The sequence below is a fragment of the Chloroflexota bacterium genome, from assembly GCA_016219275.1.
Lineage (GTDB): Bacteria > Chloroflexota > Anaerolineae > UBA4142 > UBA4142 > JACRBM01.
This window is the reverse complement of the sequence record JACRBM010000047.1, coordinates 1-19,564: the sequence shown is the minus strand read 5'-3', so window position 1 is coordinate 19,564 and position 19,564 is coordinate 1. Positions and strand designations below refer to the sequence as shown.

Annotated in this window: 16 protein-coding genes; all 16 read left to right on the top strand. The window is 54.7% G+C overall.

Annotation, left to right across the window (positions count from 1 at the left end):
• Positions 1–7: 7 nt before the first annotated feature.
• The 16 genes from HY868_12240 to HY868_12165 all read left to right on the top strand — a co-directional run bounded on the left by HY868_12240 (position 8) and on the right by HY868_12165 (position 19,322).
• On the top strand, positions 8–1,141 hold the full coding sequence (locus HY868_12240; GenBank protein ID MBI5302898.1) for a glycosyltransferase family 4 protein: 1,134 nt from the start codon (positions 8–10) through the stop codon (positions 1,139–1,141).
• A 30-nt stretch (positions 1,142–1,171) separates the two neighbouring features.
• The gene (locus HY868_12235; protein MBI5302897.1) at positions 1,172–2,728 is read left to right on the top strand and encodes a hypothetical protein; all 1,557 of its coding nucleotides are present in this window, start codon (positions 1,172–1,174) and stop codon (positions 2,726–2,728) included.
• A 43-nt stretch (positions 2,729–2,771) separates the two neighbouring features.
• Entirely contained in the window at positions 2,772–3,977 is a 1,206-nt protein-coding gene (locus HY868_12230) for a glycosyltransferase (GenBank protein ID MBI5302896.1), read from the top strand.
• 4 nt (positions 3,978–3,981) lie between these two features.
• On the top strand, positions 3,982–5,775 hold the full coding sequence (gene asnB, locus HY868_12225; protein MBI5302895.1) for an asparagine synthase (glutamine-hydrolyzing): 1,794 nt from the start codon (positions 3,982–3,984) through the stop codon (positions 5,773–5,775).
• Positions 5,772–6,929, top strand: a complete 1,158-nt coding sequence (locus tag HY868_12220; protein MBI5302894.1) for a glycosyltransferase — start codon at positions 5,772–5,774, stop codon at positions 6,927–6,929. The genes asnB and HY868_12220 overlap by 4 nt, the downstream gene beginning before the upstream one ends.
• Positions 6,926–8,083, top strand: a complete 1,158-nt coding sequence (locus HY868_12215; GenBank protein ID MBI5302893.1) for a glycosyltransferase family 4 protein — start codon at positions 6,926–6,928, stop codon at positions 8,081–8,083. Before HY868_12220 ends, HY868_12215 begins: the two co-directional genes overlap by 4 nt.
• Entirely contained in the window at positions 8,080–9,339 is a 1,260-nt protein-coding gene (locus HY868_12210) for a glycosyltransferase family 4 protein (protein MBI5302892.1), read from the top strand. The genes HY868_12215 and HY868_12210 overlap by 4 nt, the downstream gene beginning before the upstream one ends.
• A complete protein-coding gene (locus HY868_12205; protein MBI5302891.1) occupies positions 9,336–10,262 on the top strand; it encodes a GDP-mannose 4,6-dehydratase in 927 nt (308 codons plus the stop codon). Before HY868_12210 ends, HY868_12205 begins: the two co-directional genes overlap by 4 nt.
• A complete protein-coding gene (locus HY868_12200; protein MBI5302890.1) occupies positions 10,241–11,140 on the top strand; it encodes an SDR family oxidoreductase in 900 nt (299 codons plus the stop codon). The genes HY868_12205 and HY868_12200 overlap by 22 nt, the downstream gene beginning before the upstream one ends.
• Before the next feature lie 42 nt (positions 11,141–11,182).
• Positions 11,183–12,247: a polysaccharide biosynthesis protein gene (locus HY868_12195; protein ID MBI5302889.1), complete on the top strand. Its 1,065-nt coding sequence runs from the start codon at positions 11,183–11,185 to the stop codon at positions 12,245–12,247.
• A complete protein-coding gene (gene wecB, locus HY868_12190) occupies positions 12,244–13,332 on the top strand; it encodes a UDP-N-acetylglucosamine 2-epimerase (non-hydrolyzing) (protein ID MBI5302888.1) in 1,089 nt (362 codons plus the stop codon). Before HY868_12195 ends, wecB begins: the two co-directional genes overlap by 4 nt.
• 1 nt (position 13,333) lies before the next feature.
• Positions 13,334–13,960, top strand: a complete 627-nt coding sequence (locus HY868_12185) for a sugar transferase (GenBank protein MBI5302887.1) — start codon at positions 13,334–13,336, stop codon at positions 13,958–13,960.
• Positions 13,961–13,963: 3 nt separating this feature from the next.
• Positions 13,964–14,605 carry an acetyltransferase gene (locus HY868_12180; GenBank protein MBI5302886.1) on the top strand — a complete coding sequence of 214 codons (642 nt, stop codon included), beginning with the start codon at positions 13,964–13,966 and terminating at the stop codon, positions 14,603–14,605.
• A 4-nt stretch (positions 14,606–14,609) separates the two neighbouring features.
• Positions 14,610–15,797 (top strand): DegT/DnrJ/EryC1/StrS family aminotransferase, encoded by a 1,188-nt coding sequence (locus HY868_12175; protein MBI5302885.1) that lies wholly within the window; start codon positions 14,610–14,612, stop codon positions 15,795–15,797.
• Between the two features lie 3 nt (positions 15,798–15,800).
• Positions 15,801–17,759, top strand: coding sequence for a polysaccharide biosynthesis protein (locus tag HY868_12170; GenBank protein ID MBI5302884.1), 1,959 nt, complete (start codon positions 15,801–15,803; stop codon positions 17,757–17,759).
• Between the two features lie 363 nt (positions 17,760–18,122).
• Positions 18,123–19,322, top strand: a complete 1,200-nt coding sequence (locus HY868_12165) for a nucleotidyltransferase family protein (protein MBI5302883.1) — start codon at positions 18,123–18,125, stop codon at positions 19,320–19,322.
• Positions 19,323–19,564: the final 242 nt, after the last annotated feature.

Sequence of the window (19,564 nt, the reverse complement as noted above, 5' to 3'; positions counted from 1 at the left end):
ATTGGGGGTGAAGATTGGGTTAGATATCACCTGTACTTCCGGAAACCGGACTGGAGTCGGAACCTATGCTGCCAACTTGGTCAAATCTCTTCTCCTAGGTTTTCCTCAAGACGATTTCACACTATATGCGTACTCGCGTTTCGTAGATATTCATGGCTTGTCCGACCTAACTGCTCTGCGAACCGACGCCTCTCTCCATGTAATGCGACGTTCCCAAACCATTAGCGCGATTCGCTGGAACACGCTCAAGCTTGACCCAATCGAATACCAGATCGGCGATGTTGATTTGGTCCACGGGTTATTTCATCTTGTGCCCAAGACACGCCAGGCAAAAAAGATAGTGACTATTTACGATCTAACTCCCTTCCTGTTTCCAGAAACCGGCCGCTTGATTTCCAATCTTTACCACAGATATCTTATTCGATCCAGCGTCAACCTTGCAGATGCAATAATTACCATCTCAGCAACTGTCAAAAACGAACTTAACCGGATCCTAAATGTGCCCAAAGAAAAAATCCATGTAGCATATCCAGGGGTTGATGAACCATCTTGGGAAGATTCCAAGCACGGTAATGAATTCCTACCTTCCCATGGGATTCACAAACCGTACGTCATTTTTGTTGGTACTATTCAGCCTAGGAAGGGAATTAAAACCCTTTTGGAGGCTTATTCTATTTTGAGAAAAAATATGTCACAGAGTGTTCAAATGGTCATTGTTGGAAGCATTGGTTGGAAAAGCAAGTCTATTCAGGAGACCATCCTTCGACTTCAGAATACTGAGGAACTGGTGCACCTCAGTGGCAAAGACACGCACACGGTACGTCAACTGATACGGCACGCCAAGATTCTGGTGATGTCAAGTCTATACGAAGGTTTCGGGATTCCGATTATTGAAGCGATGAATTCTGGATGTCCTGTTATTGCTTCCGATATTCCGGTGTTCCGTGAAATTGTCCAGGGTGCGGCTATCTTGTTTCCCGTCGAGAATCCAACGACACTTGCTGAAACGATATGTAGCTTGTTGAACGATAGTCAAAGTGTCGACCGCTTGCGGACGCGAGGATACGCAGTCGCGAAAAAATACTCTTGGGAATGTTGCGCTCATCAAGTCCATTCCGTTTATGAACGAGTTCTCTCGTGAGGAAGATATGACTTTTCCTTGGATTGTCGCTTGCCCGGACTTGCTGCTTTTAGTTATCTATGGGAAGAACGAGAAATGAGTACAGAAACATTGCGCGTAGCTCAGTTGCACTATCCAGATGTCAGTGAAAAATCTTGGATTCGCGCTCCATGGTTCATTGCGGGCACTATCCTCATTGTCGTTGCTACATTTGGCACGGCTCTGCTATCTAGTACGAGTTCTTCATATTGGTTCAGTCAGATGTGCATATTGCTCGGCACATTCATCGCGTTGTGGTTGCTGTCTGACCGCCCACTCATCAATCCGGTTCAGGCAGTTGTTGCCATTTTCTACTGGTGGGTTGGTGCCGCGCCGGTGGTGATTGGCGGATATTATTTGTTCCTCGGAGACGCTTCAGCCGCCTTACGCATTCAAGAAGCCGGGCTGGATGCACAATTTATCGTCGCTCTTGGATTGCCACTCTATGCCGCGATTGCGCGCGTGGCACTACAATGGCTCGAATCCAGCAAACTGTCTGCAACGTTTCTCATGCCGAATAGTTTTTCGTATACACCCTTAACCTTATTGGCATTCTGGGCGATTGGCACGATTGCCACCGTTCTAGTAATCGCGTTTAGGACCGCCGGCGTCGAAGGAATCACGTTTGTCAATTATCTCGGAGGAACTCGCACCGATGTGTGGTGGTTGGGTGTGCTTGACGCGATAAGCGATGTCATTATCTTTGCAAGTGTCGGTGCGATTGCATATTTGTTTGCGCCCAAACACTCTGGCTCTTGGTGGCTGAAATTAGTTGCCATCTTGATTCTTGTGCAGGGTCTAGCAACTGGAATAACCAGTGGATCACGCGGCCCGATGATCCTGTTATTCTTTTACACACTCTGTGCGTACGTGTCCTATACCAAACGCATCCCGTGGCATTTGGGTCTCGTTTTAGCCATTGTTTTCTTGTTCATCGTTGACCCTTTTGTGACGACAGCGCGGCAAACCGCCATCATGACGTCAGCGCAATCAACCACCGATCGCACAGACATATTTCTCGATACCTTTTTGTCTGGCAGATTTCTGCAATCCGATGTACGAGATGTCAAGGTCGAGCAATTGTTTCGCGGCATCTACCCGCTGGCGGGGGAATTGACACGCAAAGCCGATTGGTTCGATGGGTACTGGAAAGGCGAAACGGTCGAGATGGGTTTGCAAGCGTTGATTCCGCGCGCACTCGCGCCGGACAAACCGGAAATGAACGTTGGCAACTTGATGTCGCGGACGATTGGTACCGATTTGGGGCTTACCGATCCTTCGAATTACTTGAACAGCATCGCCGTTTCGCTTCCATTCGAGTTCGTAGGGAACTATGGATGGGTTGCTGGCTTGTTCACGTTCTTGGGAATCGGCTTCTTCTGGTCTCTTTTGACCGGTTTTTTGCTTTCGCCGAGCCGGTTATCCACGCACCCACTCGCACCTTGGTTAGTCGGGATTACCTTGAACCTAGAGCAACCTTTTGGACACTACCTCGCCACTTTTCGCGATATGGTGATTCCACTGGCAGTCGCCTTCGCACTTTGGATTCTTCTACGCAAGCACCTGTAATGAATTACTCCATCCGCGTGAATACTTGACGCAAGTAGGTTGAATGACATATCGCATTGCCCTGGTAACACACACCGTTGGCGGAGGTGTTTGGACAACGACCCAGTTCCTACGCGCGGCGCTTAATCACACCGAACAGTACAGTACCGACATCATCGTCCTCGCCACTTCAATGAGTGACGACCAAAGCGTGCGACTACTGTCGCCAGCAACTTGGCAACGCGGTATCCAAGTTGGTTTGAAACAAAATAACAACAATGACAAAATCTATCATGTCGGCGCTTTTTTGACTGAATTCGAGTTCCAGCGCTACAAACCACGGCGTCAATTAACTGAATTACTCAATCGCTATGATCTTGTTCAGGTCGTCGCGGGTACGCCCGCATGGGCAGCAGTGACAGAAGGGATTGTGCCGCCGGTCACACTATTCGTAGCCACCCGCGCCGGTAATGAACGTGTGTCGAGCATCCGTCAAGCCACTGGTTGGAAAAAAATTTGGATGACTGGCATGGTACACGCCGTCGCTCAAATCGAACTGCGCGCTTTATCATTGGCTAGCTGCGTTTTCGCTGAAAGCCACTATACGATCAAACTATTGAATTCGATTGTCCCACAAGCGCGTTTGACACTGGCTCCCCCGGGCGTAGATACCGATTTTTTCTGCCCTCCCTCTTGCTATCAAACTGATGGACCCCTCCTATGCGTCGGTCGGCTTGATGATCCGCGTAAGAATTTGAGCATGTTGATTCGCGCCTATCACGCGATTCATCTACAGCGACCTGACATCCCCCGCCTCGTGCTCGTCGGACGTAATGGCGTTTCTGAGGAGGACACTCATCTGGTCAAATCTCTAGGATTAGAGAATCATATCGAAATCAAGAAAAACATCTCATTAGCGCAACTGCGGCTGACGTATCAGAATGCGTCGCTATTTGTCTTACCTTCGGATGAAGAAGGATTAGGCATTGTCATTCTCGAAGCGATGGCTTCTGGGCTTCCAGTAATATGCACAGATTGCGGCGGACCGTCTACCGCGATTGTTCATGGAACTACTGGATTACTTACACCTGTTGGCAACCTAGGCGCGATCACTGACGCAATCCAGTCCCTTTTGCAAGACTCGACCATGCGCCAACAGATGGGATATGCCGGTCGTACCGTTGCCGAAAAACGCTTTTCAATGGCTGCCACTGGGCAAGTCTATTTGGACAAGTACGCTGAGTTGCTGATTTGTCGAGCAGGAAACTAAAACTATGTGTGGGATCAATGGCATCTTGCGCTTGCGCGAATCAGCCCCGGCGATCAGTCGAACCGAGCTAATCCGTACGCGTGATTATATGTACTTGCGCGGTCCAGATGATACCGGAGAATGGGTCTTGGAATCCGGTGAAATCGGCTTTGGGCATCTGCGATTAGCAATCATTGACCTCTCGCCGGCTGGCGCACAACCGATGTCGTGGGAGAATGGTCGTTATTGGATCACGTTCAACGGCGAGATTTACAACTATGCCGAACTGCGCGCCGAGTTGATCCGCGATGGCGCACCGTTGAAAACGCACAGTGACACTGAAGTTATCCTGGCGCTGTACGCACGTCAAGGCACTGCGATGTTTCCACGTCTACGTGGAATGTATGCGTTTGCAATCTGGGATACACACACCCATCGTCTCTTGCTGGCACGCGACCCCTATGGCATCAAACCACTGTACTATTCAAGCGACGGAGATTATCTTCGCTTCGCCTCACAAGTCAAGGCGTTGGAAGTTAGCGGCGCAATTTCGCGCGAACCGGATCCTGCAGGCGTTGCCGGTTTTTTGTTGTGGGGATCAGTGCCGGAACCGTTCACGATTCGGCACGCCGTGCGCGCCGTTCCCGCCGGGCACTATGTCCTTGTCGAGTGTGGCAAGATCGGCGCGCCGTGTGCACACTACGATTGGCGCGCGCCCGTTGCCAACCGGTACGCCAACGTTCAAGAAGCGCTCCAAGATACGGTGCAGGCACATCTAGTTGCCGATGTGCCCGTAGCAATTTTTCTCTCAGCCGGACTTGATTCGACGTTGCTTACCGCATTAGCGTGCCGGACTTTGCCAACTCCGCCGCAAACCTTCTCACTGGGCTTTACCAGTTTCCTGGGCAAACCATGGGATGAATTGCCGTTGGCGGCTGAGGTTGCCAAAACACTTGGCACGCATCATATCGAACAACGCGTCAGTCCAACTGACTTGCCGGATCTATGGTCGCACACGCTCGCGGCAATGGATCAACCTAGTGTAGATGGATTTAACGTTTTTGTGATCAGTCAATTTGCGCAATCCGCCGGACTCAAGGTTGTCTTGTCGGGACTAGGCGGCGACGAGTTGTTCGGCAGTTATTCTTCATTCCACGATGTGCCGCGCTGGACCAAGTGGTCGAGCATCGCGCGACGTATTCCCGGCTTGCATGCGGTTTGGTCTCAGCTCGCGCAGATCGCGCGTCCGACCCAGCCCAAGCTCGCAGGATTGCTCAGGTACGGCGGTGATATCGCGGGTGCGTACTATCTCCGCCGCGGCGTGTTTCTGCCGGAGGAACTGCCAGCATTGATTGGATCAGATATGGCACACGCAGGACTTGCCACGTATGACCCAATCGCCCGGATGCTGGCTTTGACGAATGGCCCAGGCACACAAACCGATGGGTGTAGCGCGTGGGAACACGTGCATCAGCTAGAATCCGGTCAGTACATGCGAAACCAACTCTTGCGCGACGCGGATTGGGCTTCGATGGCACACTCGCTCGAGTTGCGCGTGCCGCTGGTTGACGTGCGTTTGCGTGAGTACCTTTGCCAAACCGGTTTTGAACCGGCGCGCCATCAAGGCAAAGCCGCTCTTGTTCAACAAGTCGCTCCGGAATTGCCGACCCAACTCTTCACGCGCCGCAAGTCCGGTTTTATGTTCCCGGTGATGGAATGGCTCGACCCGTCTGTCCCACGCGACCCACCCCGGTGGGGAATGGACTCGCGCCGCTTGGCACTGCGCGTGTTAGGTGAATTTGTAGACATACAGCGATGAACCGACGGATTTTGGTTTCGATAGGACATTACTTGCCGGGCTATAAAGCCGGTGGTCCGGTACGCTCGCTCGTGAATCTGGTTGATCGCCTGGGCAACGAGTATGATTTTTCCATCTTGACGAGTGACCGTGACATTGGCGACCGGGTTCCATTTTCCAACATTCTCGTTGGCGACTGGCTGACTGTCGGGAAAGCGCGCGTGATGTACCTTGCGCCGCACCAATTGCGATTGTTGAATTGGCGGTGGCTTTTATCCCAGATCCAATACGACGTGCTCTACCTCAATAGTTTTTTCGCATTGCTCACGATCCAAACATTGGTGTTACGTCGCTTGCGCCAGATTCCATCCAAGCCGGTTGTACTCGCGCCGCGTGGCGAATTCTCATCGGGTGCGCTAGCACTGAAAACCATCAAAAAACGCGCGTACATATTTCTCGCCAAGCAACTCGGGCTCACCCGGAACGTAGTCTGGCACGCTTCGAGCGATTCAGAAGCGCAAGACATTCACCGAGTCTTTGAGCTGGCGCCGATTCACACCGCTGAGAACATCGTCACATTCGACACCATACCGGAGAAAATGGATCATCGCGTAAAACGCGTTGGAGAATTGCAGATCGTTTTTCTTTCGCGTATCGTCCGCAAAAAGAATCTGCTCTTTGCCTTGCAGATGTTGCGTCTGGCACCAGGTTGCGTAAAATTCGATATTTATGGTCCGCTCGAAGATGTCCAGTACTGGCAAGAATGTCAAGCATTGATTCGAAAGTTACCGCCGTCACATCGCGTCAATTATTGCGGTGTGGTCGCTCAAGACCAAGTCATCCACGTTTTTTCTAAATACCACTTGTTTCTATTTCCAACGCACGGAGAAAATTTCGGGCACGTGGTTGCCGAAGCGCTGATAGCGGGCTGCCCAGTGCTTGTGAGTAACCAAACCCCTTGGCGGGACTTGGCGGCGAAGCACGCGGGCTGGGACGTATCCTTGTCTGCGTCGGAACAATTTCAAGCCATCTTGAATGAATGTGTGGCAATGGATAGTTCGACATTTGCGGAATGGTCGCGTGGCGCACGCGCCCTCGGCGCACGATTCGTAGAAAGCCAAAACGAACAACTCGACCAGTTCCGTAGCCTGATTAATCAATTGCCACAGGTATGAAGATTCTGGTCGTTGTCGGCGCTTATTTGCCCGGTTACAAGGGAGGCGGACCAATCCGAAGTATCGCGAATCTCGTCGAGCGAATGGGTGACGAATATACGTTCTCAATCGTTACACTTGATCGCGATGTAGGTGAGTCACAGCCGTATTCGAGTATAAAACATGGCGAATGGCAACCCGTCGGTAAAGCATGCGTACGTTACTTGACGCCGCAACAACAATCACTGCACCATTGGCGCACCTTGATTCAGACCACTGAGCATGATGTTCTTTTTCTGAACAGCCACTTTGCCCGCCCTACTATCAAACTCCTGTTCTTGCGGTACCTAGGCAAAATTGATTCGCACCGCGTCATTCTAGCGCCGCGCGGAGAATTCTCTCCTCATGCGCTCGCGCTCAAGGCATACAAAAAACGTCCCTATCTTGCTCTGGCAAACCGGTGGGGGCTTTACCGCGATGTAATCTGGCGCGCCACGAGTGAGCGCGAAGCGGAGGACATTCGACGACAGGTGAAATCAGCGAATATCCAAGTTGCTTTTGACTGGGCATCCGGCAATTTTCCATCGGTCACTTCGACACATCCGATCGAAAAACACGCCGGTAAATTGCGCGTAGTTTACCTCTCGCGGATTGTCCGTATAAAAAATCTCGCCTTGGCGCTTCGACTGTTGGCTCCTCTTCAAGGCGCGGTTGAGTTCGATATTTTTGGTCCTCTTGAAGACACGCAGTATTGGCAAGAATGTCAACACGTGATTCGAGACTTACCTGCCAACATTCGCGTTTCGTATCGTGGCAGTGTATCCCCGGAGCAGGTTCCGGAAACACTCGCGCGCTATCATTTGTTTTTTTTGCCAACTTTCGGAGAAGGATTCGGTCGAGCGATCCTAGAAGCTCTTTCGGTTGGCTCGCCGGTCTTGATTAGCGATCAAACGCTCTGGCACAACTTGGATTCCCACCATGCCGGTTGGGACGTACCACTTTCGAGGCACACGCAATTCCACACCATCCTCCAATACTGTGTGTCAATCAATCAATCCGAGTTCGATATGTGGTCCAATGGAGCGCGCGTCTTCGCCGAACAGTTCAAATGTGAGCAGGAAGCAACGCTACCCGACGCATATCGGAAGCTATTCGACTGTAATTATAATAGATGAGAATTCTTGTTTTGTCCCAGTGGTACCCACCTGAACCGGACACGCGTATCCATCTGCTCGCCAAAACACTCGTGGCTCGTGGTCATCAGGTCACCGCCATCACCGGGTTTCCCAATTATCCTAGCGGGCACCTTTATCCCGGCTATTCCATCCGTTGGCGACAATGGGAAATCCGCGATGGTGTACAGGTGCTACGTGTTCCCCTCTATCCTAACCATAATCAGTCCAGTATCAAGCGGATTGCCAATTATGCCAGCTTTGCCTTGTCCGCATCGTTCCTCGGCGCGGCTTGGTGTGGTCCCGCCGATGTCATGTGGGTCTATCATCCCCCCTTGACGATTGGTCTACCGGCTTGGTGTATTTCGCGCTTGCGCCGGATTCCCTTTGTGTACGAAATCCAGGACCTGTGGCCCGAAACGCTCGCGGCAACCGGCATGTTTCGTTCTCGGCGTGGCATGGCACTCGTTGACCGATTTGCGCGCGGGGTTTATGCGCGCGCCTCCGCCATAACAGTGATCTCGCCTGGATTTAAACGTAATCTGATTGCCAAAGGAGTACCGGCAGACAAGATTCACGTGATTCCAAATTGGGCAGACGAAGAACTCTATTACCCAGTTCCCCGCGACGAGACACTAGCGCATGAATATGGCTTGCTCGGCAAATTTAATATCATTTACGGCGGTAACCTCGGCGCGGCGCAGAGTTTGGACAATGTGCTCAATGCCGCCACGCTGCTGAACGATCTGCCGGACACACAATTCGTCTTGGTTGGCGATGGTGTGGAGGAAGAACGTCTGCAGCGAGCCGTGCGGGAACGCGACATTAGGAATGTCCGTTTGATTGGACGCCAACCGGCTGAAAAGATGGCGCAGTTTTTTGCTTGGGCAGATGCCTTGCTTGTCCACTTGCGGCGCGATCCGCTATTTGAAATCACGATCCCCGGCAAGACCATAGCATACCTTGCTTGCGGTCGCCCCATTCTTGGTGCGATTGCTGGAGATGCCGCCGAGATGATTCGGAATGCTCAAGCTGGGATTATCTGCGCGCCAGAAGATCCCGCGGCGCTTGCGCGGGCAGTGCGTCAGTTGCATGCGATGCCTCACACACAGCGCGAAGCAATGGGACAATCTGGCAGACGCGCGTTTCTCGATCACTATACGCGCACCGTATTGATAGGTCGTTACGAAGAATTATTTACTCAAATTGCGGATCAGCATACGATCCATCTCAACGTTCAGCGGAGCACAACAACGTGAATGCACTTGTCACCGGCGGCGCGGGCTTTATTGGCTCGAACATTGTCGCCCTACTCGTCCATGAAGGACACTCGGTCACGGTACTGGATAACCTCACCTCCGGGTATCGCGGCAACCTTGATCCGTTTCCGCAAGTCGAATTCATCGAGGGCGACGTACGCGATGCCGCGTGCGTCACACGCGCGATGCAGGATAAGGACACGGTGTTCCATCTTGCCGCGTCCGTCGGCAACAAACGCTCCATCGAACATCCGCTTGAAGATTCCCAGGTCAACGTCATTGGCACGCTCAATGTGCTCGAAGCCGCGCGGCACGCGGGAATCAGGAAATTGGTCGCTTCCTCATCGGCTGGTATTTTCGGCGAACTCAAGACACTCCCTATTAAAGAAGATCACCCCGTCGAACCCGACTCGCCATATGGCGCGAGCAAACTCGCAGCGGAGAAATTGTGTCTCGCCTATAGCAAACTCTATCCATCGCTCGAATGTGTGTGCTTGCGCTATTTCAACGTCTACGGCATCAACCAGCGCTATGACGCGTACGGCAACGTCATTCCCATTTTCGCGCATCGCTTGTTTCACAGTTTACCTATTACCATCTTTGGCGATGGCGAACAGACCCGCGACTTTGTGAACGCGCAGGATGTCGCACGCGCAAACCTTCAAGCCGCGCTCACGCCGGGTGTTTGGGGCGCGTTCAACATCGCGAGCGGCACGCGCATCACGATCAACCGTCTGGCTACATGGATGTGCGAGGCAAGCGGCATTTCCGCATCAATTGAGTACGCGCCGCCGCGCGCGGGCGACGTGCGCCACAGTTTGGCAGATATTTCCGCCGCACGTATCGCGTTCGGGTACAATCCGAGCATCACACTTGAATCTGGGTTGAAGGAGTATTTGAATTGGGCGAAACACGTCTTGTAATCATCGGTGGAGCCGGAATGCTGGGACACAAACTGTTCCAAATTCTGCGCCAACGCTTTCCCGGCACCATCACAACCACACGCGAAGATACGCATCAGCCCCCCTTTCACAAGGTCGAACTGTTGCAGGGTGACGATGTTTTGCGCGGCGTGGATGTGATGGATTTCGATGCGCTCTCGCGTCTGCTCACTGAGCATCAACCGGATTACATCGTCAACTGTGTCGGCATCATCAAACAGCGTGACGAAGCCAAACGCGCCATTCCCAGCATCGCGCTCAATTCACTATTACCCCATCGGTTAGCCGACCTCGCGCAGACCTGGGGCGGACGAGTCATTCACTTTAGCACCGATTGCGTGTTCAGCGGCAAGCGCGGCGGATACACCGAAACAGATGATTCAGATGCCGACGACCTCTATGGCAAGTCCAAGTTCCTCGGCGAGGTTGCGACGGCGAACGCGTTGACACTTCGCACCTCTATCATCGGACGCGAACTCGTCGAGCATCAATCGCTACTCGACTGGTTCCTTGCGCAGAATCACAAAACGATCAAGGGCTTTAGACGCGTTATTTATTCCGGCATCACGACAAATCAAATGGCAGAGGTCGTTACATTCGTGATTCAGAATTATCCAACCCTATCCGGCTTGTATCAGGTTGTCGCCGAACCTATCTCCAAATACGACTTGCTTTGTCTGCTCCGCGACGCTTACAAACTCGATATCGAAATCACGCCAGACGAGACAGTTATATCCGACCGCAGTATGAAGGGCGACAAGTTGCGCCTTGCCACTGGGTATGTTTCACCAGCATGGCAAACACTCGCCCAAAATCTCGCGCAAGACCCTACACCCTACGACGAATGGATTGTTGCGTAGGGGCGACGCATGCGTCGCCCCCTACGATCAATGGATCACCCCATGACTCTTCCTCTTCAAGACAAACGCATTCTGATTACCGGCGGCACCGGCTCGCTCGGTCAAGTACTTACGCGTCGCTTACTCAGCGGCGAAATGGGCAAGCCAGCCAAGGTTATAATCTTTTCGCGCGACGAAGCCAAGCAACACTTTATGCGCGTCGAGTACCAACATCGGCTCGCGGCAACCGACGAAATCATCTATCACAACTTTCAACAACTGCTCGAATTTCGCATCGGCGACGTGCGCGATTTTCGGAGTGTCGCGACGGTTCTGCCGGATGCGGATGTCGTCGTCAATGCGGCGGCGATGAAGCAAGTGCCAACCTGCGAGTATTTTCCCTACGAAGCCGTGCGCACGAACGTCGAGGGCGCGGAAAATATCGTGCGCGTGATCCAGGAACATCGTCTGCCGGTCGAAACGGTCGTCGGCGTCTCAACCGACAAGGCGTGCAAGCCGGTCAATGTGATGGGCATGACCAAGGCGATTCAAGAGCGCGTGTTCATTCAGGGCAATATGCGGTGCAATGGCACGCGTTTCGTTTGCGTGCGCTACGGCAATGTGCTCGCCTCGCGCGGATCGGTCATTCCCTTGTTCCACGAACAGATCCGCGCTGGTGGACCAGTGACGATCACCACGCCAGAGATGACGCGCTTTTTGCTTAGTCTCGATGACGCGGTGGACACGGTGTTCGCCGCGATCAGCGAAGCGCAGCCCGGCGAAACCTACGTGCCGCGTGCGCCCGCCGCGCGCATTGTGGATGTGGCAACCGCGCTGATCGGCGACCGTCCGATCAAACAGGTCTTGACTGGCATTCGCCCCGGCGAAAAGATCCACGAGATCATGGTCAGCGATGAAGAAGCATATCGAGTCGTCGAGCGCGGCAAGTGGTACGCGATTCTACCCATGCTCCCCGAAGTGAGCGGCGACCGTGTCGGCTCTAGGTGCTTGCAGGGTGAGTACAGTTCGCAGGACAGCGTTATGTCGCTAGCGGAAACCGTCGGCGTGCTCAAGGCGCGTCGCTTGATGCTGGAAGATGCCAACGGGCGCGGAGAACTATTGCGATGAAGGTGATGACGATTTTCGGCACGCGCCCCGAAATCATTCGGCTCGCGCGCGTCATCCCGCTACTCGACCAATTTGCCGATCAAGTACTCGTCCACACCGGACAGAACTATGACCCGAACCTGAGCGACATTTTTTTTCGCGACCTCGGCGTGCGTGCGCCGGATGTACATCTCGGCATTACGGCGACCAGTTTTGCCGACCAAGCCGGACAGATCATTGCGCGTGCCGGTGAATTGCTCGCGCGGGAAAAACCGGATCGGCTCTTGATCCTGGGTGACACGAACAGCGGGCTTGCCGCGATCGTCGCCGCGCGGCTGGGCATTCCGGTCTATCACATGGAAGCCGGCAATCGCTGTTACGACAACCACGTGCCCGAAGAGATCAATCGCCGCATCATTGACCATTGCAGTAATGTGTTGATGCCATACACGCATCGCAGCAAAGAAAACCTATTGCGCGAGGGAATTGAGCGTCAGCGCATCTTTGTGATTGGCAATCCAATCTACGAGGTGCTGAACGCGTATGCGTCGCACATCGAACAGAGCGACGCGCTCGACCGACTCAACGTCGAATCAGGCAAATATTTCTTGGTTACACTTCACCGCGCCGAAAACGTGGATCAGCCCGAACGCTTGGAGCGATTGTTACGTGGTCTGGCGCTCGTCGCGGACACGTACGCCGAGCCAATGGTCATCAGTCTCCACCCGCGTACGGCGGACAAACTCAACCGCTTTGGACTCGACCTGCAATCGCCACGCGTTCGCCTCATGTCGCCGATGGGCTTTTTCGATTTCGTCAACCTCGAACGCCACGCGCATTGTGTCCTGAGCGATAGCGGTACAGTGCAGGAAGAGTGTTGTATTTTTCGTGTGCCGAATATCACGCTGCGCGATGTCACCGAACGAGCAGAAACGACTGAGGTGGGCAGTAACATTTTGGCTGGCGCGGAACCAGAGATGATTCTGCGCGCGGTGAAGATTGCGCTAGAAACAAGCCACACGTGGAATCCGCCTGCCGAGTATGTAGAGTCCGATGTGTCGCGCGCGGTGGCGAAGATCGTTCTAGGATACCAATCTGCTTTTTGAAATGGCGACACCTTTGAACTTTTATGCGCGGTATGTCAAGCGCCTGTTCGATCTGGGATTGACGATCCCTGCTTTGGTGGTCCTGTCACCTTTCATATCCATGCTCGCATGGCTTGCACGCATCAAGTTGGGTTCACCAGTTTTGTTTCATCAGAAGCGACCGGGATTTCGCGGTATGCCATTCACACTTTACAAATTCCGTACGATGACTGAGACGCGTGACACACACGGTAATCTGTTACCAGATGCCGAACGGCTGACGCGATTAGGTAGATTCTTGCGTGCGACGAGTCTCGACGAATTACCGGAACTTTTCAACGTTTTGCGCGGCGAAATGAGTCTAGTTGGACCACGACCGTTGCTGATGCAGTATCTTGATCTCTACACGCCGGAGCAGATACGCCGCCACGAAGTGAAACCAGGTATCACCGGTTGGGCGCAGGTGAATGGACGCAACGCGCTGACCTGGGAACAGAAATTCGCACTGGATGTTTGGTACGTTGACCATCAATCGTTTTGGCTCGACGTGAAAATCATTCTGTTGACACTCTGGAAGTTAATCACCCGCGAGGGCATCAATGAACCTGGCGAGGCGACGGCACGTGAGTTTCGCGGAAACCAGGTGTAGCCGATGCGCGTACTAATTATTGGCGCCGGCGGACACGCACAGGTCGTCGCGGACATTCTCCTGAGTATGCGCGAGCGAAACCCCGCGATAGAACCAATCGGCTATATGGACGACGACGCTAATTTGCAGGCGCAGGTCCTACTTGGTTTACCCGTCCTGGGTATCGTGTCAGATTTGAGCATTATCGAACATGACGCGGTTGTCATCGCTGTTGGTAACAACCATCTGCGCCAACAATTGTATACGCGCCTGCGCGACCAAGGAGAACGCTTCTTTGCCGCGATCCATCCAAGCGCGCTGCTTGCGCGCCAAGCGACGGTAGGTGAAGGATGCGTGATTTGCGCCGGCGCTATCGTTGGCACAGGCAGCACTATCGGAGAAGGCGTTATTCTGAATACCGCTTGTTCGGTGGATCATCATAACCTGATTAGCGCTTTTGCCCACGTTGCGCCGGGAGCACATTTGGGTGGTCAAGCGCAAATTGGTCAGGGCACATTGGTCGGTATAGGTGCGACTGTGATGCCGCGCCAATCAGTGGGTTCGTGGAGCATTGTCGGCGCAGGCGCAGTTGTGACGCGCCCTGTTCCAAGCAACGTTACTGTGGTAGGTATTCCGGCGCGCATTCTTGAAAACAGGACAACATAACCTAATGAAAATCCCCATGTCTTCACCCGACATCACACCCGCAGATGTCGCGGCGGTCAATCAAGTTTTACAAACACCCACCCTTAGCATCGGTCCGCAGATTGACGCGTTTGAAAAAGCGACGACCGAATACGTCGGCGCCACACACGCGGTCGGCGTCAACTCCGGCACGAGCGGATTGCACCTCGCCGTGATTGCCGCTGGGGTCAAAGAAAACGATCTTGTCGTCACGACGCCGTTCTCATTCGTCGCGTCCGCGAACGTGATTCTCTACGAACGCGCCATGCCCATCTTTGTAGACATTGACCCCAAGACGGGGAACATTGACCCGGCGTGCGTCGCCGAATGTGTAGACGCGCTTGATCGCCGACTGCCCACCGCTGACCGCTGGTTGCCGCCTGCTCTCCGAAATCACAAAACCGAAATCAGAAATCTAAAATCCTTATTGCCCGTTCACGCGTTCGGTCAGCCCGCCGATATGGACGCACTCAACGAGACTGCGCGCGCTCACGACCTTTCTGTCATCGAAGATGCGTGCGAAGCAATTGGCGCACAGTACAAGGGACGCCAAGCCGGCACGTTAAGCGACGCGGCGGTATTTGCGTTCTATCCGAATAAACAGATGACGACCGGCGAAGGCGGAATGATGGTCACCAACCGCGCGGACTGGGCGAATCTGTTTCGCTCGCTTCGCAATCAGGGGCGTGACGTGTTTGACGCGTGGCTCAATCACACGCGGCTCGGTTACAACTATCGGCTCGACGAAATGAGCGCGGCGCTGGGTCTCGCGCAGATTCGGCGAATTGACGAACTGCTTGCCAAACGTGAATGCGTGGCGCAATGGTACAACGAACGCCTGGCAAACGTCGGGCTGATCGAACGACCGTACACCGCGCCAACCACGACACGCATGTCGTGGTTCGTCTATGTCATTCGCATCAAACCACCGGCGCAACGCGAGCAGGTGATGCAACGACTCACCGAGGTCGGTATTCCCAGTCGTCCGTACTTTACGCCGATTCACTTACAACCATTCTATCGCGAACGGTTTGGATACACGCGCGGCGATTTTCCGGTGACCGAGTACCTGGGTGACGTGTCGCTCGCGCTCCCCTTTGCCGGCGTAATGACCGAAGAACAGGTCGAGTACGTCTGTACGAACTTGAAACGAATCGTCGAAGAGCAACCTTAACCCATGACTAGTTCCAGAAACACGGCACCCATCAGTCTAACAAATTTTCTGACGACCTTGCGCAATCGTCATCTTTTTACGCTCGATCTGCTGTTGTGGTTTATCACCGCCGCATTCGCTTTGTGGCTACGGGTGGATGATTGGGTATGGCGTTCCACTTTTTCAACGCCAGTCGTCATTTACACCTTGGTCGCGTGTGGGGCGCGGTTTGTAATCTATCGTCGGTTCGGACTCTATTCGCGCTTTTGGCGCTACGCCAGCGTGGACGAGCTCGCGCAGATCGCGTTCGCCGCGTTCACGACGATGGCATTCCTTTGCGTCCTCTTCTGGTGGCTCATCCCACCGCTCGGCATTCTCATTCCCGACCTGCCCCGCTCGATCCCGCTCATTGACGGGCTTCTCGTCTTCGTCGCGACGAGCGGGATCCGGTACAGTATCCGGATTGCCGAACGGTTACGGCAACGCCGGCGCAGCGCCAAGACGGCGCACGCGCGCGTCATTGTGTTTGGCGCTGGTGAAGCCGGCACGATGATCGTGCGCGAGATGCAACGCAACCCCAAACTTGGGTTAGAGCCGGTCGCGTTCCTGGATGCCGACCCCGCCAAGCAAGGGACGTGGATTCTCGGCGTGCCCGTGATTGGCGACCGCACCCAACTCGCCGACGTGGTGGACAAGTACAGTATAACGCAGGCGATCATCGCGATTCCGAGCGCGCCGGGCAAAACGATTCGCGAACTCACGCACCTGTGTCAGGAAAATAATCTGCCGGTCAAGACGATTCCCGGCATGTCCGATTTATTGGACGGCAAGCACGCGGTCAACCAACTACGCCCGGTTGAAATTACCGATCTCTTGCGCCGCGAACCGATCGCGACCGATATGTCCCACATCGCGCAACTCGTGCAGGGCAAGCGCGTCCTCGTCACCGGCGCGGGTGGTTCGATTGGCAGCGAGTTGTGCCGCCAGATCGCCCAGTGCGCGCCCGCCGAACTCGTCCTCCTCGGGCACGGCGAAAACTCCATCTTCGAAGTCTGTAACGAGCTCCAACGCAATCTGCCATCTGCTATTCGCCATCCCCAATTTGCCGTTCGCCCGGTCATTGCCGATGTGCGCGACGCGGCGCGTCTGCGCGCGGTCTTTACGCGCGTTCAACCCCAGATCGTTTTTCACGCCGCCGCGCACAAGCATGTCCCGTTGATGGAAGAAAATCTCGAAGAAGCGGTCACCAACAACGTCCTCGGCACGCGCAACGTGATTCAGAGCGCGCTCGACGTGAACGCCGCGCACCTCGTCCTCATCTCGACCGACAAAGCGGTCAACCCGACGAGCGTGATGGGTGTGACGAAACGCATCGCCGAGATGCTGGTCCAGTCTGCCGCGCATACGACCGGCAAGAATCTGGTCGCGGTGCGGTTTGGCAACGTGCTCGATTCGCGCGGGAGTGTCGTCCCCTTGTTCAAGCAACAGATCGCACGCGGCGGTCCCATCACGATCACGCATCCGGAAATTCGGCGCTATTTCATGACGATTCCCGAAGCGGTGCAATTGGTCTTGCAGACGACCGTGCTCGGCAAGTCGGGCGGCGTGTATGTGCTCGATATGGGCGAGCCGGTGAAAATTGTGGATTTGGCGCGCGACCTGATTCGGCTCAGCGGATTGGAGCCGGACGAAATTGCGATTGAATTTACCGGCTTGCGTCCCGGCGAAAAACTGTTTGAAGAACTCTTCATCGCCGGCGAAGAGTACACCCGCACCGCGCATGACAAGATTTTTGTCGCGCGCAATGGCGGTAATGCCATTTCCCATTCCCAATCATCCATTACGAATTCTCATTCGCCAAAATCTGAGTTGCTTGACGAACAAGTTAACATGTTGATTGCGGCGGCGCAGTGCGGCGAAACCGCCAAGGTGCGCGAGTTGCTCAACGCGCTCGTCCCTGAGTATCGTCCGGCGCAACAATAACCCCACCCTCCAGGGCTGGGCAAGTCGCGCCGACCTAACCCCCAGCCCCTTCCCTGCAAGGGAAGGGGAGTGACTTTCCCATTCCTTGTGAGGGATGCGGAGGCATTTCCCTCATTCCTTGCGAGGGATGCGGAGTGATATTCCGCTTTCCTTGTGAGGGATGCGGAGGGATTTCCCTCATTCCTTGCGAGAGATGCGGAGTGATATTCCGCTTTCCTTGTGAGGGATGCGGAGGCATTTCCCCCATTCCTGCGAGGGATGCGGAGTGATTTTCTCCTTTCCCTGTGAGGGATGCGGAGGCATTTCCCCCTTTCCTTGTAGGAAAGGGGGTAGGGGGATAGGTCGGCTGGCAAAATCTCAAAAATGACCATCACCCTAAACCGCGCACTCGTCGCATTCATCCGCGCTGGGTTATCGCCGCTTACCGTACCCGCCGAAATGCCCACGCCCACTGCGGACGCGTGGCGCGCGCTCGTTCAGCACGCGCAACGCGAAAATATGAGCGCGCTGTTGTACGCCGCGCTCACGCGAACCGGACACCTGGCGCAACTGCCCGCCGACCTCGCCAAAACGCTGCGGCTGACGTACCTTCGCGCGAACGTCGCGCATTGGCGAACCATCGCCCTAACCCAGGAACTGCTAGAGTGGTTCGACGCGGCGCAGATTCCGGTCGTCTTGCTCAAGGGTGCCGCCCTCAGCGTCACCCTCTACACCGATGGCGCGCTTCGTCAGATCGGCGATCTCGATCTATTGATCCACGACGAAGACAAGACGCGTGTCGCCGCGCTGTTGCACGCGCATGGCTTCACGCCGCTCCTCGATTTGACGACTGGATTTCGCGAAGGGTTGGGAAGCGAGCAGACCTACACTCGGCGCGGCAAGCACGCGCTCACTGTGGACGCGCATTGGCACATCATCAACGTGCCATCGTACGCGCAACGCACGTCGGTCGCGTGGTTCTGGGAACGGACCCTGACGACGTCATTCGGCGCACGCGCGGCGACCGTATTGAACTGGGACGCGCAACTGCTTCACCTCGCCGAGCATTTCGTTCTGCATCATCAAATGCGCGGGACGCGCTGGGAGTGCGATCTCGCGCTCGTCCTCGCAGCGCACGGAAACGAATTGCATTGGGACGCGATCCTCGCCGCCGCGCGCCAATTTCGAATTGCGCCGGCGTTGGCGGCGGCGCTGACGCAGGTCGCGTCAGTGTGGGGCGTCGCCGTACCGGATGCCGTGGGGGCGCAACTTGCGTCCACCGGCAATCTAGCCAGCCGCGTCGACATGCTCGCCGCGACAGCGGAACGGCCGGACATTCTCATTCTGCGCGAGGGGTTGAGTTATCGTCGGTGGCGCGACAAGGTTGCCTACTTGTTCCACTTTATTTTCCCCAGTCCCGCGTACATGCGGCAACGGTACCTCATCGCGCACACGTCACTCGTGCCATTCTACTATGGCTGGCGTCTGATCTTGGGCGCCCAGCGCATCGTCATCTCCGTGCGCTCGATCCTGCATAATACTCAACCCGACGCCAAAGGGCTTGAAGAAACCCGGCGGCTCTAGCCACGGCTTTTCTAAAGTCATTTGCAGACCCATCCCCCTGCCCCCTTCCCTCATAGGGAAGGGGGGTGGGGGTTAGGTTGGCAAGTGAGTCAAGCAACTTTAGAAAACCCGGCGGCTCTAGCCACGGCTTTGCTAAAGTCATTTGCAGACCCATCCCCCTGCCCCCTTCCCTCATAGGGAAGGGGGGTGGGGGTTAGGTTGGCAAGTGAGTCAAGCAACTTTAGAAAACCCGGCGGCTCTAG